22 protein-coding genes are annotated in these 22,355 nt (G+C 61.9%); 10 read left to right on the top strand and 12 right to left on the bottom strand.

Annotated elements, in window-relative coordinates:
- The first annotated feature begins 29 nt into the window (after positions 1-29).
- Both QM596_RS01635 and QM596_RS01640 read left to right on the top strand, forming a co-directional pair.
- Positions 30-893: a patatin-like phospholipase family protein gene (locus QM596_RS01635; protein ID WP_283307916.1), complete on the top strand. Its 864-nt coding sequence runs from the start codon at positions 30-32 to the stop codon at positions 891-893.
- On the top strand, positions 890-1,744 hold the full coding sequence (locus tag QM596_RS01640; RefSeq protein ID WP_020971177.1) for an LLM class flavin-dependent oxidoreductase: 855 nt from the start codon (positions 890-892) through the stop codon (positions 1,742-1,744). The genes QM596_RS01635 and QM596_RS01640 overlap by 4 nt, the downstream gene beginning before the upstream one ends.
- 1 nt (position 1,745) lies before the next feature.
- Here QM596_RS01640 and QM596_RS01645 read toward each other — a convergent pair whose 3' ends face one another.
- Complete coding sequence (locus QM596_RS01645) at positions 1,746-2,756, bottom strand: threonine aldolase family protein (protein ID WP_019745824.1); 1,011 nt, start codon at positions 2,754-2,756, stop codon at positions 1,746-1,748.
- Between the two features lie 335 nt (positions 2,757-3,091).
- Between QM596_RS01645 and QM596_RS01650 the strand changes: the two genes are divergently transcribed.
- Positions 3,092-3,631 carry an HNH endonuclease gene (locus QM596_RS01650; RefSeq protein ID WP_283307918.1) on the top strand — a complete coding sequence of 180 codons (540 nt, stop codon included), beginning with the start codon at positions 3,092-3,094 and terminating at the stop codon, positions 3,629-3,631.
- Between the two features lie 19 nt (positions 3,632-3,650).
- A complete protein-coding gene (locus QM596_RS01655; RefSeq protein WP_003943196.1) occupies positions 3,651-3,908 on the top strand; it encodes a WhiB family transcriptional regulator in 258 nt (85 codons plus the stop codon).
- A gap of 4 nt (positions 3,909-3,912) precedes the next feature.
- Here QM596_RS01655 and QM596_RS01660 read toward each other — a convergent pair whose 3' ends face one another.
- From QM596_RS01660 to QM596_RS01690, 7 genes are all read right to left on the bottom strand, one after another.
- Positions 3,913-5,334 (bottom strand): DUF2252 domain-containing protein, encoded by a 1,422-nt coding sequence (locus QM596_RS01660; RefSeq protein ID WP_019745821.1) that lies wholly within the window; start codon positions 5,332-5,334, stop codon positions 3,913-3,915.
- 80 nt (positions 5,335-5,414) lie between these two features.
- On the bottom strand, positions 5,415-5,738 hold the full coding sequence (locus QM596_RS01665) for a DUF6292 family protein (protein WP_019745820.1): 324 nt from the start codon (positions 5,736-5,738) through the stop codon (positions 5,415-5,417).
- A gap of 69 nt (positions 5,739-5,807) precedes the next feature.
- Positions 5,808-7,088 (bottom strand): NAD(P)/FAD-dependent oxidoreductase, encoded by a 1,281-nt coding sequence (locus QM596_RS01670; protein WP_283307919.1) that lies wholly within the window; start codon positions 7,086-7,088, stop codon positions 5,808-5,810.
- A 46-nt stretch (positions 7,089-7,134) separates the two neighbouring features.
- Positions 7,135-7,686: an acyl-CoA thioesterase gene (locus QM596_RS01675; protein ID WP_133727290.1), complete on the bottom strand. Its 552-nt coding sequence runs from the start codon at positions 7,684-7,686 to the stop codon at positions 7,135-7,137.
- A 56-nt stretch (positions 7,687-7,742) separates the two neighbouring features.
- Positions 7,743-8,546, bottom strand: coding sequence for a class I SAM-dependent methyltransferase (locus QM596_RS01680; RefSeq protein WP_283307920.1), 804 nt, complete (start codon positions 8,544-8,546; stop codon positions 7,743-7,745).
- Positions 8,543-9,199, bottom strand: a complete 657-nt coding sequence (locus QM596_RS01685; RefSeq protein ID WP_283307922.1) for a FadR/GntR family transcriptional regulator — start codon at positions 9,197-9,199, stop codon at positions 8,543-8,545. Before QM596_RS01685 ends, QM596_RS01680 begins: the two co-directional genes overlap by 4 nt.
- Before the next feature lie 79 nt (positions 9,200-9,278).
- On the bottom strand, positions 9,279-10,181 hold the full coding sequence (locus QM596_RS01690; protein ID WP_046379499.1) for an Lrp/AsnC family transcriptional regulator: 903 nt from the start codon (positions 10,179-10,181) through the stop codon (positions 9,279-9,281).
- 224 nt (positions 10,182-10,405) lie between these two features.
- On the opposite strand from QM596_RS01690, the gene QM596_RS01695 reads away from it, so the two are divergent.
- Both QM596_RS01695 and QM596_RS01700 read left to right on the top strand, forming a co-directional pair.
- On the top strand, positions 10,406-12,121 hold the full coding sequence (locus QM596_RS01695) for an amidohydrolase (protein ID WP_029256542.1): 1,716 nt from the start codon (positions 10,406-10,408) through the stop codon (positions 12,119-12,121).
- Complete coding sequence (locus QM596_RS01700; RefSeq protein ID WP_020909524.1) at positions 12,121-13,455, top strand: MFS transporter; 1,335 nt, start codon at positions 12,121-12,123, stop codon at positions 13,453-13,455. Before QM596_RS01695 ends, QM596_RS01700 begins: the two co-directional genes overlap by 1 nt.
- Before the next feature lie 136 nt (positions 13,456-13,591).
- Here QM596_RS01700 and QM596_RS01705 read toward each other — a convergent pair whose 3' ends face one another.
- From QM596_RS01705 to QM596_RS01715, 3 genes are all read right to left on the bottom strand, one after another.
- Positions 13,592-13,957 carry an ANTAR domain-containing protein gene (locus QM596_RS01705; RefSeq protein ID WP_029537179.1) on the bottom strand — a complete coding sequence of 122 codons (366 nt, stop codon included), beginning with the start codon at positions 13,955-13,957 and terminating at the stop codon, positions 13,592-13,594.
- A gap of 336 nt (positions 13,958-14,293) precedes the next feature.
- Complete coding sequence (locus QM596_RS01710) at positions 14,294-15,160, bottom strand: alpha/beta hydrolase family protein (RefSeq protein WP_080910325.1); 867 nt, start codon at positions 15,158-15,160, stop codon at positions 14,294-14,296.
- A 90-nt stretch (positions 15,161-15,250) separates the two neighbouring features.
- Positions 15,251-16,297, bottom strand: coding sequence for a LacI family DNA-binding transcriptional regulator (locus QM596_RS01715; RefSeq protein ID WP_070385036.1), 1,047 nt, complete (start codon positions 16,295-16,297; stop codon positions 15,251-15,253).
- Between the two features lie 255 nt (positions 16,298-16,552).
- Here QM596_RS01715 and QM596_RS01720 point away from each other — a divergent pair, with 255 nt between their 5' ends.
- The gene (locus QM596_RS01720; RefSeq protein WP_195790905.1) at positions 16,553-18,187 is read left to right on the top strand and encodes a N,N-dimethylformamidase beta subunit family domain-containing protein; all 1,635 of its coding nucleotides are present in this window, start codon (positions 16,553-16,555) and stop codon (positions 18,185-18,187) included.
- Between the two features lie 177 nt (positions 18,188-18,364).
- On the opposite strand, the gene QM596_RS01725 is transcribed toward QM596_RS01720, so the two are convergent.
- The gene (locus QM596_RS01725; protein ID WP_060937807.1) at positions 18,365-19,006 is read right to left on the bottom strand and encodes a nucleoside/nucleotide kinase family protein; all 642 of its coding nucleotides are present in this window, start codon (positions 19,004-19,006) and stop codon (positions 18,365-18,367) included.
- 123 nt (positions 19,007-19,129) lie between these two features.
- Here QM596_RS01725 and QM596_RS01730 point away from each other — a divergent pair, with 123 nt between their 5' ends.
- Genes QM596_RS01730 through QM596_RS01740 form a run of 3 tightly spaced genes read left to right on the top strand, consistent with a single transcriptional unit; the run spans position 19,130 to position 22,305 of the window.
- Positions 19,130-19,723, top strand: a complete 594-nt coding sequence (locus tag QM596_RS01730) for a TetR/AcrR family transcriptional regulator (RefSeq protein WP_020909519.1) — start codon at positions 19,130-19,132, stop codon at positions 19,721-19,723.
- Between the two features lie 42 nt (positions 19,724-19,765).
- Complete coding sequence (locus tag QM596_RS01735) at positions 19,766-20,647, top strand: crotonase/enoyl-CoA hydratase family protein (RefSeq protein WP_283307923.1); 882 nt, start codon at positions 19,766-19,768, stop codon at positions 20,645-20,647.
- A 14-nt stretch (positions 20,648-20,661) separates the two neighbouring features.
- Positions 20,662-22,305 (top strand): AMP-binding protein, encoded by a 1,644-nt coding sequence (locus QM596_RS01740; RefSeq protein ID WP_029256538.1) that lies wholly within the window; start codon positions 20,662-20,664, stop codon positions 22,303-22,305.
- The last annotated feature ends 50 nt before the right edge of the window (positions 22,306-22,355 follow it).

Below are 22,355 nucleotides of genomic sequence, written 5' to 3' on the forward strand. Positions count from 1 at the left end.
CTTCGGGCACGGATCGTGATCGACGAGAGGTGGACGGCGTGAAATTGGGGTTGGTACTTGCCGGTGGCGGCGTTGCGGGAATCGCCTGGGAAACCGGTTTTCTGTTGGGCGTTCAGGACAAATCGCCGGACGCTGCCGCAGCGCTGCTGGCAGCGGACGTATTGATCGGCACTTCTGCAGGTTCCACCGTGACCGCTCAGATTGCGGGCGGCGCGACACTTCAGGAGCTTTTCGACGCACAAACGGCCGCTGCGACCGGTGAGATCGATCCGGAGGTAGATGTCGAGGTCCTCGGTCAGATGTTCGTCGACGCGATCGCGGGCTCCGCGGATCGGTCCGAACAACTTCGTGCGCTCGGCGAGGCAGCGATGGCCGCCGACACCGTCGAACCCGCCGTGCGTCGTGCGGTCATCGAGGCAAGGCTGCCCAATCGGTTGTGGCCCGAGCGGGAGTTGCGCATCCCGGCGATCAACGCACAAACCGGTGAGGTGAGGGTGTTCGGCAGTGCTGACGGCGTAGAACTGATCGACGCAGTCGGAGCAAGTTGCGCCGTACCAGGGGTGTGGCCGGTAGTCATGATCGAGGGCGACCGGTACATGGACGGCGGAATGGCAAGTGGCTCGAATGTTCATTTGGCTGCCGACTGCGATGTGGTCGTGGTTCTTTCACCTGCTGCCGATCCCGCCCCGAATCTGCTGGGCGGCAGCCTACGAGAGGAAATCGACGCGATGACGCAGTCACGGGTACTGGCGATCTTCGCCGACGACGCCGTCGTGGAAGCGATCGGAACCAACTCCCTCTCGCCGGCGACAAGGCGCCCGGCAGCTGAACTCGGACGCGAACAGGGTCGCCGAACAGCTGACGAGATCGCTGCGTTTCTGGTGACGGCATGAGCGCCGCACGGATTGCCGTGGTCCTGCGCCCGGAGCAATCCCCGGAAGATCTGGTTCGGCATGCGGGGTATGCCGACGAAGTCGGTATCGACGAGGTCTGGCTGTGGGAGGACTGCTTCTTCGGTGGAGGAATAGCCACTGCTGCAACTGTATTGGCCGAAACCACGCGCCTGGGAGTGGCGATCGGTGTGCTGCCGACGCCGATGCGCAACACCGCGATCACGGCGATGGAGATTTCGGCGCTGGCCAGAGTTCATCCGGATCGACTGCGGGTTGGCTTCGGCCACGGCGTTCAGAGTTGGATGCGGCAGATCGGCGCCAAGGTCGAATCGCCGTTGACCCTCCTCCGGGAGCAGTTCGGAGCACTCGAGCGATTACTGCGCGGTGAGTCGGTGACGGTATCCGGTCGATACGTGAATCTCACGGACGTCAAGCTGGCGTGGCCGCCCGAGAAGGTGCCGCAGTTGCTCGTCGGTGCCACGGGGCCAAAGACTTTGGCGCTCAGTGGTGAGTTGGCGCAGGGCACCGTGCTCTCGGGTGGGACGACCCCGGAAGGCGTTCGCCGGGCGATCGCTCATATCGGAGCGCAGGATCTCGAGGTGGTCGTTTACGTCATCTGTGCATTTGGTTCCAGCGGTCGTGAGCGCGCCCTTGCCGAGGCCGCAGCGTCAGGGTGCGAGTCGCCGGAGGAAGCGATTGCCGTGGGGACCGCGGCCGACGTTGCGGCCGCAGCAGTGCGATGGGTGGACGCGGGTGCAACCACCGTGGTACTCCAACCGACCGTTGACGAGCCGGACGTCCGCGAGTTCATTCGCCTTGTCGCGCAGGAGGTTCAACCGCTGATGGTGTAGCTCAGGCGGCTAGTCGGGACAGAACCTCGTCGATGTCGGCAGTGCTCACGTCTCGATGTGTCACGAACCGAACCTTCCCGGCGACGGTGACTGCACCGACGTCGACAGCGGCGAGCTGAGCAACGGTGGCCGACGGATCGGCTGTGGCGGCGAGAACGATGTTGGTTGCGGGTTCGTCGACAGCCCAACCGCGTTCACGAAGGCCCGACGCCAGGCGTTGCGCATTGTCGTGATCGTCGGACAGGCGAGCTTGTGAGCGAAGCGCGACGATGCCGGCTGCGGCAAGCACCCCGCCCTGACGAACGCCGCCGCCGAGCATCTTGCGGATCCTTCGGGCTTCGGTGATCAATTCAGGTGATGCGGCCAGAATCGAGCCGACCGGCGCACCGAGTCCCTTGCTCAGGCACACCTGGACGGTATCGGCGCCGGAAGTCAGTTCGGTGGGCGAAACATCGAGTGCAGCAGCGGCATTCCAGAGGCGGGCGCCGTCGAGGTGAATCTTCAAGCCGCGTGATCGCGCTGCGTCGACCAGTTTCGTCCACTCCGTCGGATTCATGACAGCGCCGCCGGCGAAATTGTGGGTGTTCTCGAGACAGAGCAGCGTGGTGTTCAACGTGAAGTACGGGCCGGGGGAGCCCGCCGCCTTCACGACGGTCTCGGGACTGGGACGTCCGGGTCCGCCGTCGTGCGGCAGCGCCATCGGCATTCCCTGTGCGAGCCAAGCAGCGGTGCCCAACTCTGACCCCAAGACGTGAGAGTGTTCCGGTGCGAGGAACTGATCGCCGCGGCGAAGGTGCAGCATCAGCGCAATCAGGTTGCCCATCGATCCGCTCGGTACCCACAAGGCCGCCGGAAAGCCCAGAGTATGTGCGACCTCTTCCTCGAGCGCCGCCATGGTCGGGTCGTGATCGAGGACGTCGTCACCGACCTCGGCGTCAGCCATCGCCTTCCGCATCTCCGCATCAGGCTTGGTGACGGTGTCCGAGCGTAGGTCGATGTACGACGAAGTCATGGCTCATTCGATCAAGCCGCGTGTTCCGGCGTCAAACCGCGGCCTTTGCTGGACGGCTGTTCCGGCCTGATAAATCAATATCGCCGAGGATGCCTTCCGTGTGATGATGGGCGCCGGCAATCGTCGGTGAAGAGAACAAGAAGTGGAAGGGGACAGGCATGCGCGACTCGAAGCAAGCGTTGCACCTGCGCGGGCACTCACCCCGCGGCATTTCCCTTCCTGCATTCGGGGAACAGAGTGGCGCTGGATATATGCCGTTCCCCGTTTCTTGTATTTGCTCCTGACCCGTCCTCGTGTCCAGGAGTTCCACTCCTCGACATGAACTGAGACGTCTCATGCGGAACCCGAACCGCGCATCTACCGCCGCTTCTCACAGCTGGATGAACCGGTCCGTCCGGGTACTCAACGCAACGTATGAGTACCTCGGTGAAGTGAGCGCCGATCGTGCGGTCGTCCTGATCGCCACCGGTTCTGCGCAGTCCACCGAAGACGTGATCCCGATATTTCCGGTGCGCTCCAAGCACGTCGAGATCCCACTGCCTCGGACGATCCTGCTTGCCGAGTACGTGTATGTCGCCCAACGGGTTACGGTCACCGATTCCAGCCGAGCGACCTTCGCCGGCATCTTCGACCGGGACGGTCGTCAATGTGCGTACTGCGCCGCCAGAGCAACGACCATCGACCACGTCCAGCCGCGAAGCCGCAACGGGCCCAACACGTGGGGGAATCTGGTGGCGTGCTGCAGTTCCTGCAATCAGCGCAAAGCGGATCGCACACCGGCTGAGGCCGGCATGCGGCTGCTGTGGGAACCGAAGGCACCTCGACGCATCGAGAAAGTGCAGCAGAAGATCTGGCGTGAATTGAGTCGGACGTGACGGTCGAAAGGAGTAAGTGATGTGCGCTGACGAAATCTCGAATCTGGCTGAGCTTCTGCCGATCTCGGACGACCGAACCTGGTGGCAGGCGGAATGTCGAGGAGACCCCGAGCCGGACCGCTGGTTTCCCTTTCCGTCCGAAGGATACGACTACGCGACCGACGTGTGCAACAGGTGCCCGATTGCGGAATCGTGTCGCGAATTCGCCTCTGCCACTGGCCAGACCGGAATCTGGGGAGGAGTGAAGTTCGAGCAGGGCAGGATCGTCGCGGCGTGAGGGATCAGATTCCCGGCTCCGCGGCGATCGTACCGGCCGATACCGCCCGGCACAGAGCGTCGTGGTCACGTTCGGTTTGATCGGCATAGAGCCGAGCAAACCGGGTGAGGGCGGTGTCGACCGTGTCCGAGGTTCCCAGGTAACCGGAAATCAGTGACGCGCCACTGGTTCGTGCATGTCCCTTGGCCAGTAGGCGACCGCAGATCGCGACATAGTCGGTCAAGGCTGCTGCATCGATATTGTTCAGGTCCACAGAACCTTTCATGTTCCGGAACTGACGGACGTAGTACTGGCGGTCGTCCACGGTGCACCACCCGAGCAGTGGATCACTGACTGTCTGGAGAGCCTGCTGGTATTCCGCGACGCGTCGTCCTTGATGGTCGTGCCAGGCCGAGTCACCGTGCACGAAGGGGGCGACGACGGATCGGCGAGCCTGCTTGAGCTGCAAGAAGATGACGTCGTCCGGGATGCTCCCTTCGCACAGGGCGACATACGCACGCAGAGCGACGCTTCCGACTCCGACAACCCGGTGCGCAACGTCGATGACGTTGTATCCCGAGACGACTCGGCGCCAGTGTGGTGCAAGGGTTTCGAGATACTCGTCCAGACCCTCCAGGAGGAAGTCGGTGTCCTGCGGCGTGAGTCGTGTTGTGAGCGGCGGGTTCTCGACCAACTGGCGCCGTCCGTGATCCTCGACGGTGAACCGGGGAACCGCGTGATCGCTCGTACGCCGTCGGGCGCGCTCCGCGGCGCGTCGGATCTCGGCCAGCAACCCGGGATCAGTGACGTGGTCGGTCAGTCCGTCGAGATCGACCCGGTCGAAGGAGCGATCGAACAGTGGACGCTCGGAAAGCTTTGCCAAGTGGAGGCGATATGCGGACACACACGAGGTTGTCGCTGTTTCGCATTGAGCTTCGGTGAGACCGTTCTGCCGCCCGGCCACCCAGATGCTCGCAGCCAACCTTCTCAGGTCCCATTCCCAGGGGCCCGGATGTGCTTCGTCGAAATCGTTGAGGTCTATGACAAGTTCGCGTTCCGGGGACCCGTAGAACCCGAAGTTTCCGACGTGCGCATCCCCGCAGATGACGGGAGTGATGCCGGTGGACGGGAGCTGCGCCATGTCCTCTGCCATCAAGCCGGCGGTACCGCGCAGGAAACCGTACGGTGAAGCGACCATGCGTCCCACACGAATCGGAACCAACCAGTCGAGTCTTCCCTCGTGTGCCGTGTTGACCTGATCGACCGGATCGCGTCGGTTGGGCGGGGGCGTCCAGTCACCGAGCGACGATCGTGCTACTCGCTTGCGCAGGCCCTTCCCGATTTTGCGACGCTCACTGCGGGGCGTCTGACGCGCCCGCAAAGTCGCCCTGCCGTCCGGTTCGTTCTCGAGAGCCAGCTGACCGGCAGGCCTGTTCACCGGGTCCATGTCGGGCTCTCTTTCGTCGGGCGTGCGAAACTCGCGCTCGATCCTATGCCCGCTGGATTGCGCGCCGCGCGACGAGTTCCTTAACTACCCGCCTGGGCAATCAACTCGACAGCGCGGTCGGCGCACAGTTCCGGGTCCGGCATTCTCCCGATACCGAGGCATTCGACAACGGCGAACGACGTATCCGGTGTCGTTTCCACGCCGAGCGCCCACCCGAAGTAGTGATTCCAGGCGAGTACGGCTCGGTGGCCACTGTGCTGCGGAATCTCGCTGCCCAGAACGAGTACTGCGTCGAACGCGGGGCCGTCGCACCAGATGACCGATTCGGCGAAGGTGGAGCTGGCGACGGCGACTACGTACCTGTGACAAGTCGATTCACTCGGAATGGCGATGTGTGCACGCATGGTCGCTCCTCCGGCTCGGTTGCGATCGGAGGGTTCCCCGTTGCCGGCGCCGAAAAAACGCTTGGCAGATTACGTCCCGGCCACAGATCTACGACGCAGACGGTGTCTGAGATGTTTTTGTGCTGCCCGCGCGACCGAGCGAGTCGAGAGATACTGCTCGGCGGGTATCAACCGGGAACCGAACAAGTAGAACCTTTGGGCTTCGTCGTGGTCATGGGTGGCCGCGGAGATGAGCAGACGTTCGATCGCGGTGAACTTTCGCCCTCCGGCGTAACCGCTCATGTAATCGATGTGTTTCGTCATACTCGCTCTGGCACTGCGGTATTCGGTCAAGGCAGCATTCACGTTCCGATGCGAGTCGAGTGTGTGTGACGTCGTCTCCGTCAGCATTTGGGCGGTCGCGTCGACCAGCATCTGAGCGGTCTCCAGTGCCCACGAGCATCCGATGCCCCATAACGGGTCGTTGGTTGCCGCGGCGTCGCCGATGAGTGCGAACCCGTTACCTACCGGGTCGGTGAGGGTTGTGGAGAAGTGTTTGGTACCAACGATCTTCCCGAAGATGTGCTCTCGGCGAACTGGCGGAGCGCCGGGTAATGCGTTGGCGTACGCGAGGAAAGCAGTAGACAGGTCGTCAGTGAACGGGCCGAGCTTGTCGAGGGCAGGGAAGACGACCAGCACGCTGATTCCGCCGTCGTTGGGGAGCAGATAGGCGACGTCGGGATCCATGAACCACGACAATGAAGATTCTCCGTCGGGTCGTTCGAGTCCGTAGAGTTGAGCGAAGTAGCTGAAGCGCCCGTTGGACGCACTCACCGAGTCGCAACGCGCGGATCGTGCGACGGTCGAATCCTTGCCGTCTGCTCCGACGGTCAATCGTGCTTCGACAGTGAAGGCCGAACCCTGTTCGGTGCCGTAGACGCCTGCAGTAGTGCCGTTCTTGGTCAGTAGTCCGGAAACACGATGTCCGAGAAGAAGGTCGACGTTCTGGTAGTCGTTCGCGAGTTGGCGCAGGAGGGGGTCGAGAGTTTCCCTTCGGACGTTGAATCCAGGCGGCGGTGAGTTCTCTGCAGCATCAGGGGTGATCATTCCCCACGGGGTCCAGAATTTCGGAACGGTTTCCACCATTCCCAGGGCGAGCAGTTTTTCCGTGGCGCCGAGTCGTTGCAAGATCGGGGCACCGCAGGGTTGTAGGTGGTGAGTGCACAGGACTTTGTGCGCCCGGATGTCGGAGCGAGCGTCGAGAAGCGCTATCCGCAGACCCTGCTGGGCGTACATGATTGCGGCCGCGCATCCCGCGATGCTCGCGCCGACAATCACAACGTCATAGTTTTCCCGTGCCTTCGAAGTCACTCGATCAGTTTAATGCATAAGGTTATAACTTAAATTTTTACTGGATTTAGTCATCGTGTTCGGGCGTTAAGTCCCGAACTGCAGCCCGGATGGACTGTTCACGAAGCTCGTTCTCTCTGCGCAGTTCACGACGCCGACGACCGGCCTCGAATCGCTGCCTCGCGATTGTTCCGGTCGGCCGGAGTTGGGCTACCTCGGCCGGTTTTCCGTCGCTGCCCATTGCGACCATCGTGAAGTAGCAACTATTGGTGTGTCGAGATTTTCCGAGAAGAATGTCTTCGGTTTCGACGCGTATTCCGATTTCCATCGAGGTGCGCCCGGTGTAATTGACGGAAGCGCTGAACGTGACGAGTTCTCCGACATGCACCGGTTCGCGGAACACCACACGATCCACCGACAGGGTCACGACGTACGTCTGGGCGTATCGACTCGCGCACGCATAGGCGACCTGGTCGAGAAACTTCAGAATCGTTCCGCCGTGAACGTTGCCCGAAAAATTGGACATGTCCGGCGTCATGAGGACGGTCATGGACAACGTTTGTTTCGATGCTTGCTGCGATGCTTGCTTCAATTCGGGCAGGGAGTTCGATTCGGACATCGAGCGGGCCTCTTCGGGTCGGTGGACGGTGAAGAGACCGTATCCGGCAAAGAGGGTTACCCGCGCGTTCGGAAGAACGCGGTGTCAGAGTTCGGGACAGTGCCAACGTGGAGGATGTATTCGCTGGTGGCGACGGGGCCGGCCGCGCTCGACCTGAGATAGGGCTCGAGCGTCGAGCGGAGGTGCGCTGACATCGAAGCCCAATTCCCGGTGCTTCGAACGGCCTCGCGAAAGTTCTTCAACGCCGGTGCCTGGTCGCACAGTTCCTCGACGGGATCCGATCCGGCTGGTAGTTGCCACTCGAGCAGGTGGGAGGCCGAGCTCACCGACTCCAATCCAGCTGCTGCCTTCTCGAATTCGCTCGAGCTCGACCATGTCGTCGGTAGTGGTGTGATGCCATTCCACGCCGAGGCGGCCTCTCTGCGGAGTGCTGCTGCCCACCCGTTCTCCGACCACGTCGCGACGCAGATCTTTCCGCCTGGCCGGGTCACCCGCATCATCTCTGCGAGGGCAATCGAGGGGTCGGGGCAGAAGATGATCCCGAAGATGCTGACGCAGGCGTCGGCACTCGAATTCGGCCAGGGTAAAGACTGCGCATCGCCGATCGTCAAGGTGGGTTGGGTAGTGTCGGGGTGGGGAATCCAGCGTTCGCGTGCGACCTCGAGCTGGCTGGCGGAGAGGTCGAGTGCGTGGACCGTCATGCCTGACTGAGCCGCCGGGAGCGCAAAGTTCCCGGTTCCGGCGCAGACGTCGTACACCGTGCTCACATGCCCGATCGAGCGAAGTGCCTCCGTCGATGCCGGTGAGAGTTGCTCGGCAAGAGGCGAATAGGTCGTACCGTTCCAGTTTCCCTGATTCACGCCAAGCTCCTTTCGACTGCGTCGATGACCGTATCGAGCGCTGCGCCCGCCGCGCGCGCTGCTTCGTCGGGGTTGCGTTCCTCGATGGCAGCGATCAAGGGTCGGTGCTCGTCGACGTGGAAACCTGGACCGACACTGACGGCGGACAGCGAATCCGTCACGGCGGCAAGGACTCCCCGGTAGACGTCGATCAGTGCGGAATTGTGGGACGCCTCGACGATCGAAAGGTGCAGGGCCATGCCGGCTTCGACAGTGAAGCCGCCGACGTGACCGGGGTGGGCATTCCAGGCTGCATGTATCCGCGCGAGATCTTCGGGGGTGTGGCGCTGCGCTGCAAGTCGCGCGGCTTCGACTTCGAGTCCGCGTCGCAGGCTCAGTACGTCGAGAACGTCACCTCTGGCGAGCCTGCGCCCGAGTAGTCCTTCGACCGGCGACGCCGCCATGACGTACACGCCGCCACCGTGACGAACGGACAGGACTCCGGCGTGTGCAAGCGCCCGTACCGCTTCGCGCATGGTGTTTCGGGCGACTCCCAATTCCTCGACCAGTGCGGTCTCCGGCGGGAGTTTTGATCCGACGGACCATCGGCCGGTCGATATCGCCTCCTCGATCGCCGCAGCGACGATGTCTACCTTGCGTCCGGAGTCGGACATGTGTGCCACCTCGGGTAAGTGAGTCAATGACTTTGTCCGAGGTTAGCGTGCTCTCACGAGTGGGTCAATGACTTGGGAATTATCCGCGTACGTCCAGGCTGCGGGCGTAGTGCTCCTTGAAAACCTCGAGATGCGCCCACGATTCCAAGCCGCTGACACCGTCGATGCCCCGGATTCGCTCGGACAGGGCATGGAGGTCGTTGGACGAGTTGGCGGCGACCGTCGCGATCACGTCGTACCGTCCCAGGGTCCGCGCGAGGAATTCGATTCCGGGCAGGGACTCGATCTCCGATACCGCGTTGTCGTCCCGTGAGCCCAGATTGACGCCGATGCCCATCGCCAGCGTCCGGCCACCACCTCGCCGCTTGACGACAGCGCCGACGCGCAGTGCCGTGCTCGCGATCAGGTGATTGACGCGATTGCGCACAGCGCTCGGCGACAGGCCGGTGTGTTCGGCCAGCTCGAGAAATGGCATGCGCCCGTTGCGTTCGAGCAGTTCGATCAAGGTGACGTCCGTCGAATCGAGTCGGATGTCGGCTTGTAAAGCGGTTTCGGGCATGAAGATTCCCTTGATGACGTCGACGTAGACCAGCGTGCTCACGGATCTGACGCCACGCTGTGAGCGGAGTTCGGCGATGGCGCGGTACAGATCGTCGTGGCTGGGCACCCGAAGTTCTGCGATCACGTTGTACTGCCCGCTGACTGCCGAGATGTAGACCGCAGCCTCGGATCCGATCAACGCGTCCAGTACCGGGGTCATCGGTCCGGACACGGCGATCGACACGTGTGCGAGTGCCTTCAGGCCGAGAAGTTCGGGGTGTGCGACGGCAACCACGGACACCGTTCCCGAGTCGAGTAGTGCCTGCACCCTGGTGGACACTGCCGCGCGTGGGGCATCGACGGCCACGGACAGTTCGCGGTACGTCGCTCGCCCATTGCGTTGAAGAGCAGCGATGAGCTTGGAATCGAGATCGACCGTCATGGATGCCCCAACTTTTCCAGAGATTTTTCTGTATGAGCTTCCTATTAGAACAGTCGCATGTGGGCATAGATGATGTGGATAAGTGCAGAAATGCTCGAAAACTTGTACAAAAAAGTTGTGTACCACCTGGTCTGAAACTTTGATGCATTGCATAGCTCCAGGTCAGGGCGTAGTTTTCGCTCAACACGCAGTGACCTGCACCACCATCTCGACGAAGGACCACCATGCGCAAGTTGCACACGCACGAAGCCTCGCCGCTCGACGCCACCGCCACGATCTTCACCGGCGCCAAGATCCACACCGTTGACGACAGCACGGCGGGAGCCGAAGCGTTCCTGGTGTTCGGAAACCGCTTTGCCGCGGTGGGGACACTCGAGGAATGCCGCACGGAGGCGCGACGCCTGAGCACTCGCACGACCGCGGTGGTCGAACTCGACGGCGCCACCGTCGTCCCCGGATTCGTCGATCCGCACGCACACCCGTTGATGTACGGACAGATGCTCAGCTGGGTGGACTGCGGACCGGAGAAGGCGCACTCGATTCCCGGAATCATTGCCCTGCTTCAGGAAGCGGCACTCACAGCTCCTGCGGGTGTCCCGATTCGCGGATACGGCTATGAGCACCGCAACCTGATCGAAGGGCGCCATCCGCTCAAGGAAGAGCTCGATCAGGTGGCCACCGATCGCGAGGTCTACCTCATGAACGCGAGCGGTCACGGCGGCGTCGTCAACTCCTTCACTTTCGACAAGCACGGCATCGATGCGAGCACTGAGAACCCGGCCGGTGGCGAGTTCTTCCGAGACGCAGACGGCGAGTTGACGGGCGAGCTGTCCGACGCCGCGTGCAACATCCTCACCGGTGTCAACGGTGTGAAGGTCGGCCATCACGGACCCAACTTCCATCTCGAGGACGAGCCGGAAGAGCACCTTCGCCAGCTGTCGGTCGCTCAGGACAAGTTCCTGGCCGGCGGCGTCACCACCATCGGTGACTGCCAGGTGACGCGTCGTGAATTCGACATGTACCTGCGTCTGGCCGAGCAGGATCAGCTCAAGACGCGCGTCAGCATGTACATGCTCAGCCATCTCCTCGATCACGTCATCGACACGGGAATGCATGGCGCCTTCGGCAATTCGCGGCTCGCGTTCGGCGGCATCAAGTTCTACGCCGACGGCACTCTCGGCGGCTGGACCGCATACTTCCCCGACGGCTACGTGGGCGACCCGTGCCGCACCGGGCAGCTCTACCATGAGCCGGCGGACTACTCGGAGCTCATTGCCAAGGCACACTCCGTGGGTCTGCAGACCGCCACGCACGCGCAGTCGCCGACCGCCATCGACATGGTGCTCGACGCCATCGAAGCTGCGCAGAAGGCTCACCCCGACGCCGACGCGCGTCACCGCATCGAGCACTGCGGGCTCCCGACGGCCGAGCAGATCGCCCGGATGAACCTGGCCGGTGTGTACCCGGTGAACCAGCCGCAGCACTACTACAACTGGGGTGAGGGCGTCACCGCGGCGATCGGCACTCCGGGTGAGCGGTTCAACCCGCTCGGGGAGTTCATCGCTGCCGAGGTTCCCGTGACCATCAGCTCCGACGCCCCGGTCGCAGAGCCCAAGCCGCTCGAGGCAATTCAAGCAGCCGTCACTCGTGTGACGCGTCAAGGCCATCAGCTCGGCTCCGATGCACTCCGCATCACCGCCGACCAGGCACTGCAGGCTCACACGCTCAACGGTGCACGTGCGTTGGGCCGTGAAGCAGAACTTGGCAGCATCTCGGTCGGCAAGCGGGCCGACTTCGTCATTCTGGGCGCGGACCCCCTCGAGGTTCCGGCCGACGCGATTGCGCAGATCGAGGTCCGGGAGACCTGGATCGACGGCGAACTCGCACATTCAGGTCATAACCACCTATTGTCGAGCACTTCGACCACCGAGGAAAAGTAATGAACCGAGAGCAACAGATCGTGAAGGCCCGCAAGGCGGGATTTGCAGCCTTCGTCGGTACAACCATCGAGTGGTACGACTTCTACGTCTATGCCACGGCAGCCGCCCTGGTGTTCGGTGACATCTTCTTCCCGCCCGGAACCGATCGCCTGACCGGCGTTGCGGCGGCGTTCGCGACGTACGCCGTCGGGTTTTTCGCCCGCCCCCTTGGTGGAATCGTGTTCGGCCATGTCGGTGACAAGATGGGCCGACGCACCGCTCTTGTTGTCACCCTGACGCTGATGGGTGCAGGAACATTCCTCATCGGCATGTTGCCCACGTACGCGTCGATCGGGTTCTGGGCGCCGCTACTGCTGGTCGTACTCCGCTTCGTCCAGGGCTTCGCCGTTGGCGGCGAATGGGGTGGCGCGGTCCTGATGGCCGTCGAGCATGCTCCCGAGGACAAGAAGACCTTCTACGGCGGATTCGCTCAGCTGGGCAACCCGGCCGGCGCCCTTCTTGCCACCGGTTTCTTCAGCATTCTCTCCACCTTCGGCGACGACGCTCTGCGCGAGTGGGCTTGGCGTCTGCCGTTCCTCTGCTCGGCACTGCTGATTCTGGTCGGCTTGGTCGTTCGCCTGAAGGTCGAGGAGTCCCCGGTCTTCGAGTCCGAGGTGAAGTCCGCGGACGTTCCGGAGATGCTGCCGCTCAAGTACGCGCTGGTGACCAACTGGCGTCCGATCATCCTCGGTATCGGCATTCTGCCGGTCGCAGTCGGCGGCTACTACCTAGTGACGACCTTCATCACGGCATACGCAACCGACCCCGACGTCGGCTTGTCGGAGACGCTGATTCTCAACGCGCTCAGTGTCGCTGCAGTGGTCGAGTTGATCGCGACCCTGGGAGTTGCGTGGCTCGGCGACAAGGTGGGGCGCGTCCGCGTGGTCATCTGGGGTCTTGCTGCGGTCGCAATACTCGCAGCGCCGCAGTTCCTGGTGCTGAAGTCCGGATCCGTGTTCCTGATCTTCCTGACGTTTGCGGTCATGCGACTGGTGCTTGCTGCCACGTATGGTCCGATCGCCGCCGTTCTCTCACAGATGTTCAAGCCGCAGGCTCGTTACACAAGTATCTCGTTGGCGTACCAGGGTGCCGGCGCGATCTTCGGCGGATTGTCTCCGCTGGTCTCGACGCTGATGTACAAGGCAACCGGCAGCATCTGGCCGGTCATCGCACTGCTGATCGGCATGTGCATCCTGAGCATCGTCTGCCTGCTCTTCGCTCCGCAGCATGTGGACGAGGCGACCGACACCGACGGTGTGCGGCAGGACCTGAACAAGGAATCGGCCTCGGCCTGACTGCCGAGAATCGGCTTCCGCCTGACTGCCGAGAATCGGCTTCCGCCTGACAACTGAAAACACGAAGCTGGGGCAGTACACGATTTCCGTGTACTGCCCCAGCTGTCGTTTCAGGTCAGTTGTCGTTCAGCGACTGTTACGCGCCGACGAGATGGCGGTGAAAGTGATCGCTGCGTCGGTGGGCCTGGCTGAGATTCCTGATCTCGCGAAGCCAGAAGTGAGACGCCAGCGCGTTGTTGCTTCCGTAGCCGGTGCCGGAGGTGTCCTCGTCGATCAAGGCGACAAGCGCCTTGATCAGGCTGGTGACCTTGAGGTTGTTGGTCTGAGAATGTCGTACCAGCAGGTCGGCGGCTTCGTCGGTGCTGCAGCGGTAGAGCGTGCAGACAATTTCGAGAGCCCGTTCGCGGAGACGGCCCGAATTGGTCGGGATCCGTAGTCCGTTTGTCGGGACACTGTTCGTCTGGTTGTTCGTGTCGTCGGGGTGAATCATGGTGTTGTACAAGGTATTCCTTTGAACCGCAAGGGTTTTGGACCCGTGCGGTGTGTAGCGCATGTTGATACTGGTGCAGTCGGTACGCGATTGGCGGCGGACTCTGTCGGAGCCTTCGGCCTGGTCAACAATCTGCGGGACTGATGAAAGTGCGTAGTGATCAAAGGCGCGGATTTGCACCGAACTGGAAGTCTGCCCCTGGAACGAATATTGGAACTGTCGTTCCGGGCGAAGCGACCGGCTGCCTGACTGACGGCTGCCCTCTGATAACCCCACCGTACGTCATGGAGTTGGTTTCAGCTAATCCTTTTGCGGGCGATCATGCTCACAGTAGGCGGTTTCACCTGCTCAAGGAGTGTTTACGTGATCGATTATTGCTTGCTTGGTGATAGCCCAGGCGTTGGTTGTCGGGTTTCCGAAGTCGCCGTGGCCGACGCCGGGTAGTTCGATCAGATCGACCACGTCGCCTGCTGCTCGTGCGGCACGGGCATAGCGCCGGCTCTGTTCGACCGACACGACCTTGTCGCCGAGTCCGTGGATCGCCGTGACGGGGAGCCCGGTGGGGAGATGTTCGATCGGTGACGCGATGCGGTAACGGTCAGGGTGATCGACCGGCATGCCGCCCAGAAGATTTCGAACAAATCGATCTTTGCCCGCGGTTGCGGCGAGTGTCATGTCGAAGACGCCGGCCATGATCGTCGCCGAACGAATCGGCACGGTGAGGTCAGGCGCGGGAGCATCCGTGTCCTGTTGTGGTCGCGACGCGACCCACGCGGCCAGTTGTCCGCCCGCGGAGTATCCGGCGATGTGCACGCGACCCAAATCCAGTCGCCCGGAGGCCTTTTCCTGAACGATGCCGGCAAGCGCGTTGGTCGCCGCAACGGTATCGGAGAGAGTAGTCGGCCAACCGCCCTGCCCACCTATACGTCTGTATTCGATGTTCCAGACCGCAATTCCGTAGGGGGTCAGCGTTTTTGCCCACGCACCCGCGTACTCCAGATTGCTCTTCTGCGCCCAGCCGCCGCCGTGGATCAATACGACGACTGGCAGGTCGCCGTCCGATCCGGGTGGAAGATACAGATCGCCGAAAGTATCTGCGGCAGCGGCGTAAGCGATGCGTACCGCAGGGACATCGCGGTCGAGACCGGTGGCGCTGGCGACCGAGATCACGAGCGTGAAGATGCAGACGAGCGCTACGGCGAGGTACCTGGCCAAGCGGTCGCGGGAGCGGTGCGCGATGGCTTGATTCCTCTCGGTCTGCGACGGACGATTGTCAGGAAATCAGTCTATCGGTGCCGAGTGAATTCATGGGGTGAGCGAATTTGCGGTGCTTGCTCGTATTCGTAGTTCGCTACGGGTGTGGGTCGGCGCAGAGGGTTCGTCACCGTCGATCAGGGCGAGCAGTGCATCCACCGCCAAAGCTGCTTGTTCTTCGGGGAAGAAGTCGACGGCGGTGATCGGGGGATCGGAGATCAGTAGAGCGGGCTCGTCACTGTCCTGGGCGATCAAGATACTTCCGGGAATTGACAGGCCGAGATCGAGCGCCGCTCGTGCAGCGGCGGGGGCGCAACCGAGGATGACCGAGAGGATCGCGTCAGGGGGATTCTCGGATGTCAGTGCTTTGTGAGTCGCCCCGTATGCCGCGGAGACGAGTTGTTCGACGGAATTGACGCCCTCGAACGACGCCAGGTCGTCCGTGGCTCGGGGCGACACGCCGTGGATGCGGCACCATTCGAGGTAAGCGATGGTCGTTGCGCGAGTCCATGCCGAATCCATTCCGGGATTGAGGACAAGGATATCCGTTGCGCCCTGTTCGGTGAGGTGGTTCAAGAGCGTTTCGGTCGTGGCGAAGAGATCCGGCGAAATACTCCATCCGAATTGCTCAGGGTTGCCGGGACCCACTACGACAGAAGGTATTCCGAGTTTCTTCAAGATGTCGACGCGAGGGTCGTGCATCATCGGGTCGACGACGATCACACCGTCCATCTCGATGCGACGCAGTCCGTTCGGGTCCTTCATCGACGGCAACAGCAGGAGTGAGTGATCGGCGTGGAACGCTGCCTGTGTGGCGGCGGTCGCCACACGGCCGTACCAGTCGAAGTTGAGGTACTCGGCCGAGGAAGGCTCGTCCGGAGCCGGGAGCATCAACCCGAGGGTGGCGGTTCGACCCGAGCGAAGGTTTTGTGCCGACCGATTGGCTCGGTAACCCAAGCGATCCGCAACCTCTTGAACACGCGCCCGGGTGGCAGAGTCGACTCTGCCCTTGCCGTTGAGTGCGTAGGAAACTGTGGACACGGCGACGCCGGCGGCTGTCGCGACATCGCGAAGCGTCGGGACGTTCGGCGTGATCATCGGGGTCGCGTCCTCTAGTTGCTGGGCGGTTTCTACTCAAGAGTAACGCCCAATCGTTTCGGCAGGGGGAACCTGGCGGACGATTGTTCAGTCGAAGAAATTTCGCCGAATCGTTTCATCAGAGCTATTGACTATGCCGAAACGTTTCGGCACTCTCGTAGAACACCGGGACAACTTCGAGTGAAATTCGGTCGACCTCGGGCACCCTCATTCCCAGTCCATGCGCCTAAATACGACGATCCACGGAGTTACCCCATGAGAGAGAAAACCCGTCCACGTCGCGCGGGTGCTGCTGCCGCGTGGTCGGCCACTGGTGGTTTGGTCGAACGGCCGGGATTGATTCCGGGTGCACCTGAGATCTGGGTCTACGCAGACAAGTTCTCCTACTTCGCCGGCGACACCGTCTCGGTGCGGGTCCACACCACCGCTGACGAATACGACATCGAGGTGGTCCGTGACGGCGCGCGCCCACAGAGCATCGTCAAGTACATCGGGCTACCAGGAAAACAACAGTCGACGCCCGACGACGCCTATGCGACCGGGTGTGATTGGTCGGAATCCGTTGCCTTCACCGTTGCACCGAATTGGGCTTCGGGGATGTACCTGATCCTGGTTCGAATGCGCCACGAAGGTGTGGTCGTCGAACGTGAGGGCTTCTTCATTGTCAAGGCACGTGAACCCGAGCACGCTGACATGGTCCTCATCCACACCACGAGCACGATGTTGGCCTACAACGACTGGGGCGGAGCCAACAATTTCCGTGGTGCCCCGGACGGTTTCGGCGACGTGGCGACACCGATTTCGTCGACGCAGCGTCCCATCGCGCGCGGGATGTTGCGCAAACCCGAAGGTGCAGCGCGAAACATTCACACCGATATGCCGGGAATCGGATGGGTTCCGCGGCACCCGCCGTACGAATGGGCCTGGGTGAACGGATACTCGCGCCATCACGCCGACGCATTCTGGGCGACGTACGAACGCCCGTTCACGGTGTGGGCGGAGGAGCAAGCGTTTCTCGTACACCACATCACCCAGCACGACCTACATGAGGATCCTTCAGCGCTGCGCGGATATTCGTGTGCAGTCGTCGTCGGTCACGACGAGTACTGGTCGTGGGAAATGCGTGATCGTCTCGACGCATTTGTCGAAGGAGGAGGCGGCCTGGCGCGATTCGGCGGGAACTTCCTGTGGCAGGTACGCATCGAAGGTGACGCGCAGATTTGTTACAAGAACCCCTTCGACGATCCCATACGAGAAGTAGACCCCACCCGCGTCACCACGGCATGGGATTCCCCCGAGATTGATCGGCCGGGCGCGTGGACGATGGGTTTGACCGCGATGGCGGGGGTGTACAACCGTTACGGTGCAACAGCTCCGAGGTCATCCGGCGGCTTTACCGTATACCGGCCCGATCATTGGGCATTGAACGGAACCGACCTGTATTACGGTGACAACTTCGGAATCGCGCCGGTCTGTATTGCTGCTTTCGCAATGGACGGTGCGGACTACACGTTCAGGAAGGGTCTGCCGTACGCCACCGGTGTCGACGGTGCACCAGAGGATCTGGAAATCATCGCAATGGCGCCGGCAGTATCGGGGTCACGGGACAACTGGAACGGCACCGCTCCGATTGGTGTGCCCTTCGCCGAGGTGTCGGGAATCTTCGAAAGTGCCTATGGGAGAGAACTCCCCGAGCATCTGCGCGAGTTCGAATACGGTTCGGGAATGGTGGCAACACATCAGCGCGGTCTCGGAACCGTTTTCAATGCCGGGACGACCGAGTGGGTCAGTGGACTGATTCACCGGGATCCTTTCACCGAACGAATAACCGCAAACGTACTGAATCTGTTTGCTGCGCAACTGTCGAGTTTCACTGAGGAGCCAGACTGACGGCGGCGACCAGCGGTAGAGTTTGTTGCCCGAGGATGATGGCCGAAAGAGGATCCATACGTACGTATGTATGGAGATATGAAATCGACTTGACCAGGGTTTTTAATCCAAACTACCGTAGTCTTCGCCGTTCATTTGGATGACGGGTGGGTGTGGGGAGTTGCCGAACTTCGGCAGTCACGTGCGGATCTCCACGATCAGATCCGCACGTGACCTGGCCGCTGCGATTACGTCGGCGTTCGGTTGATCCACCCGTCTCACCCAGTCCGCGGCCGCTTCGGAACTCCTCCCGAAGCGGCTGTGGCGTTTCACCAACCGCTGCGTGCGTGTCGCCTCCGGAACCTCGAGGTACCAGACGGTGTCGATCGCCGCTCGTACTTGTGGCCAGCTGCCGTCTGGTAGGAGGAGGTAGTTTCCCTCGGTGACGATCAATGGCGTTCGAGGCTCGACAGCGGTTGCGCTGCCGATTGATTCGTCGATCTCGCGATCGAAGGCGGGCGCGTACACAATGGAGTCTTCGGATCGGAGGCGGTGTAGAAGCGCCGCGTATCCGTCGGCGTCGAAAGTTTCCGGAGCGCCTTTTTGTCCACGCCTGCCGAGTCGGTCGAGTTCCCGATTGGCAAGGTGGAAGCCGTCCATCTCGACGACGGTGCACAGTGAGTCCAGTTTCTGCGCAATTGCCTGTGAAGCCGTCGATTTCCCGGCTCCAGGGGCTCCCGCGATGCCGAGAATGTATCGGCCGTTGTCGGTGATCAGTGAAGCGGCGCGTGAGGCAAGTTGATCGAGCGTCAGCGAGACGGTCGGCGGTGAGGTTCTCACTTGTTGCTCCGATCAGTCCGAGGTCCGGTGGATCGAGGGTACGCCGGAGGTCTTCAACCGTTGACAGTCTGAATGGACTGTGAAACTGTGAGCCATGCCACTCGAGAGGCTGGAGGTGTGACCGTGACCCTGCGTGACGCGCAGCGCGAAGCCACGCGCCACCGGATTCTCGATGCGGCAACGGATTTACTGATAGCGGACGGGTATTCGTCGTTGACGACGCAGTCGGTTCAAACGGCTGCCGGAGTCAGTCGGGGCGCTCTCCTGCACCACTTTCCGAATATGCAGGAGCTCACTGCCGCGTTGGTGTCGAATATCGTCGTGCGGAACGAGGCGGCGGTGAGGTCGGCGATGTCTCGACAAGACCCGTCGGTGGATACGATCGAGAACTCGATCTCCGCTTTGTATTCGGCGTTGACTCAGCCGCCGTTCCAAGCGGAACTCGAACTGTGGTCGGCGGCTCGGACGGATCCGGTGTTGGCGGAGGTTCTCCGCGAATCGGAGCGCGTCGCCGGGCGGGATTTGCAGCGAGTTGTCCATGACGCGTTCGGGCCTGAAATTGTTGCTTCCGAGAACTATTCGCAAATTGCAGATCTAACCGTGCTGATGCTCCGTGGTTTGGCGTTGTCCCGGGCGGTACACAAGAGCGATGCCTCTGCGCGTCGTTCGATCAGTCAATGGGCGGGCGTCGTTCGCCTGCTGCTCACCCAGAACTAGCGCAACTCGTTTCGTTCGAGATGCGCTCGATCGACAGGACCGATGATGACAGATTTTGCGACCCTGAAATACGAGACCTCTGGTGGTAAGGCGTACATCACCCTGAACCGCCCCGATCGGCTCAACGCAATCGACGATCGGATGCCGTCGGACATCCGAAATGCAGTTGCGGCGGCCAATGACGACGACGACGTTCGCGTGATCATCTTGCAAGGCGCAGGCAAGGCGTTTTGCGCCGGGTACGACCTCAAGAAGTTCGCCGAAGGAGATCTCGACGGAAAGTGGAATCAAGGCCCGGTGTGGGACCCCATCAAGGACTTTCGGGGCATGAAGCAGAACACCGACGACTTCTTCACCCTCTGGCGATCGCTCAAGCCGACCATCTGCAAAGTTCAGGGTCATGCAGTCGCAGGCGGAAGCGATATTGCGCTGTCTTGCGACATGCTGATCATGGCTGACGACGCCCGCATCGGATACCCGCCTGCTCGCGTCTGGGGTTGCCCGACCACAGCTATGTGGGTGTACCGCCTCGGGGCGCAACGCGCCAAGCGAATGTTGTTGACGGGAGACACCATTGACGGTGTCACCGCCGCCGATTGGGGATTGGCGCTCGAATCGGTGCCGGCCGACGAACTGGACGCTGCGGTGGAGGCGTTGGCGGATCGCATCGCCGGTGTCCCGCTCAATCAATTGGCAATGCAGAAGATGATGATCAATCAGGCGTACGACAACATGGGGTTGCAGGGTACCCAGGCGCTGGCAACCCTGTTCGACGGAATCACGCGCCACTCGCCGGAAGGGCGCTGGTTCAAGGATTTTGCCGAACGCGACGGATTTCACGCCGCGGTGCAGTACCGCGATTCCGGCCGCAAGATTCCAGACGGAGGCGGGCCGCTCCCCGAATCCGACACCCCTTCACGATAGAAAGTGGATGTGAGATGAGCAGTGTTCTCGAAACGTCGTACTTCCCCGCGGACGTGTCGGACCCGATAGTGGAACAAACGGTCGGCGGGCTGCTCCGAGAGTGCGCCGCGGACTCGCCGAACCTGATTGCAATCAGAGAAGTGGTTCCGACGCAATCGCATTCGTTGTCCGGTGCCTCCGAGACGGATCGCACCTGGACCTTTGCGGAACTCCTGGGTGAAGCGGAGGTGTGCGCGCACTACCTCTTGTCGCAGTTCGACCGCGGCGACCGGATAACGGTCTGGGCTCCGAACATTCCGGAGTGGATGATTCTGCAGTACGGCGCCGCGCTCGCCGGAATGGTTCTGGTGACTGCCAATCCGGCGTTGGGCGCCGAGGAGTTGGCGTACGTCTTGTCGCAGTCCCAGTCCCGCGGGTTGTTCCACACCGGAAAGTTTCGCGGCGGTGACATGGCGGCGGTGGCATCCGAGGCGATTTCGATTGCGGGAGCAGAAGTTCTGGCAGTGAACTTCGAGGACTGGGATCGTCAGGTTCGAGGTTGGGCCGGCGAACGGGGCGCACTGCCGGAAGTCTCTCCTGACGACAATGCGCAGATCCAGTACACGTCGGGAACCACCGGAGTTCCCAAAGGTGCGCTGCTGCATCACCGAGGACTGGTCAACAATGCCGATTTCGTCAGTCGGAGAGGTCAATTCCCCGAACGGGGTTCGGTGGTCTCGGCGATGCCGCTCTTCCACACCGCTGGGTGCGGCATCCTGGTCCTCGGCGCCGCACAGCGAAGAATGTCCATCGGTCTGATCCAGTATTTCGACCCGACTGCGGTTCTCGATGCGGCGGAACGCTTTCGCGCGGATGTGGTCAGTGGAGTTCCGACGATGCTGATCGCGATGATCAACGACGCCAGCTTCGCGAGCCGCGATTTCTCGACCTGTTCGGTGGTCGTGTCGGGTGGGTCGTCGGTCCCGCCCGAACTCGTGAGCACGGTGGAGTCGGCCTTCGGTGCGGGGTTCAGCATCGTCTACGGACAAACCGAGGCGAGCCCCGTGATCACGCAGACCAGCCCCGCCGACACCCCCGAAGACAAATCGGAGACGGTCGGTCTCGCGTTGCCGCAGGTCGAGGTGAAGATCTCCGACGTGGTGACCGGGGACAGCGTGCCACTCGGCGAACAAGGTGAGATCTGCGCGCGCGGGTACCTCGTCATGACCGAATACTTCCGCAACCCGGAGGCTTCGGCTGCCACCGTGGACAAGGACGGTTGGTTGCATACCGGCGACTTGGGGACGATGGATCACCGTGGATACGTCCGGGTGACCGGCCGGCTCAAGGACATGATCATCCGCGGCGGGGAGAACATCTATCCGCGAGAGGTCGAGTCCGTGATCTTCACGCATCCGAAGATCCTCGATGTAGCGGTCGTGGGTGTGCCCGACGAGGTATGGGGCGAGCGGGTGGTTGCCGTCATCAGGTGGAAAGACGAGTCCGACCAGCCGACCGCAGCCGAACTGGTCGAGTTCTGCACCGAGCGACTGGCACGCCACAAAGCACCCAAGGAGTGGTTCAGTGCAGAAGCATTTCCTCTGACCGGCTCGGGCAAGATTCAGAAATATCGAATTGCAAGCCTGGTCGGCGAGGGCGCCTACGGCGTCGTCAGCTGACCCGAGCGCATAGCACGTCGGAGCGATTCTGTCTGGGTTATCCCCGTAAA

It is taken from the genome of Rhodococcus sp. IEGM 1406 (assembly GCF_030056745.1).
GTDB classification, from domain to species: Bacteria; Actinomycetota; Actinomycetes; order Mycobacteriales; family Mycobacteriaceae; genus Rhodococcus_F; species Rhodococcus_F erythropolis.

Excerpts from the sequence above, each read along its gene's own strand:
- QM596_RS01700 (WP_020909524.1), top strand. The coding sequence starts at position 12,121 with ATGAACCGAGAGCAACAGATCGTGAAGGCCCGCAAGGCGGGATTTGCA.
- QM596_RS01690 (WP_046379499.1), bottom strand. The coding sequence starts at position 10,181 with ATGACGGTCGATCTCGATTCCAAGCTCATCGCTGCTCTTCAACGCAAT.
- QM596_RS01735 (WP_283307923.1), top strand. The coding sequence starts at position 19,766 with ATGATGACAGATTTTGCGACCCTGAAATACGAGACCTCTGGTGGTAAG.
- QM596_RS01655 (WP_003943196.1), top strand. The coding sequence starts at position 3,651 with ATGTGCGCTGACGAAATCTCGAATCTGGCTGAGCTTCTGCCGATCTCG.
- QM596_RS01695 (WP_029256542.1), top strand. The coding sequence starts at position 10,406 with ATGCGCAAGTTGCACACGCACGAAGCCTCGCCGCTCGACGCCACCGCC.
- QM596_RS01675 (WP_133727290.1), bottom strand. The coding sequence starts at position 7,686 with ATGTCCGAATCGAACTCCCTGCCCGAATTGAAGCAAGCATCGCAGCAA.
- QM596_RS01740 (WP_029256538.1), top strand. The coding sequence starts at position 20,662 with ATGAGCAGTGTTCTCGAAACGTCGTACTTCCCCGCGGACGTGTCGGAC.
- QM596_RS01660 (WP_019745821.1), bottom strand. The coding sequence starts at position 5,334 with ATGGACCCGGTGAACAGGCCTGCCGGTCAGCTGGCTCTCGAGAACGAA.
- QM596_RS01645 (WP_019745824.1), bottom strand. The coding sequence starts at position 2,756 with ATGACTTCGTCGTACATCGACCTACGCTCGGACACCGTCACCAAGCCT.
- QM596_RS01665 (WP_019745820.1), bottom strand. The coding sequence starts at position 5,738 with ATGCGTGCACACATCGCCATTCCGAGTGAATCGACTTGTCACAGGTAC.
- QM596_RS01720 (WP_195790905.1), top strand. The coding sequence starts at position 16,553 with ATGAGAGAGAAAACCCGTCCACGTCGCGCGGGTGCTGCTGCCGCGTGG.
- QM596_RS01640 (WP_020971177.1), top strand. The coding sequence starts at position 890 with ATGAGCGCCGCACGGATTGCCGTGGTCCTGCGCCCGGAGCAATCCCCG.
- QM596_RS01685 (WP_283307922.1), bottom strand. The coding sequence starts at position 9,199 with ATGTCCGACTCCGGACGCAAGGTAGACATCGTCGCTGCGGCGATCGAG.
- QM596_RS01650 (WP_283307918.1), top strand. The coding sequence starts at position 3,092 with ATGCGGAACCCGAACCGCGCATCTACCGCCGCTTCTCACAGCTGGATG.
- QM596_RS01715 (WP_070385036.1), bottom strand. The coding sequence starts at position 16,297 with ATGATCACGCCGAACGTCCCGACGCTTCGCGATGTCGCGACAGCCGCC.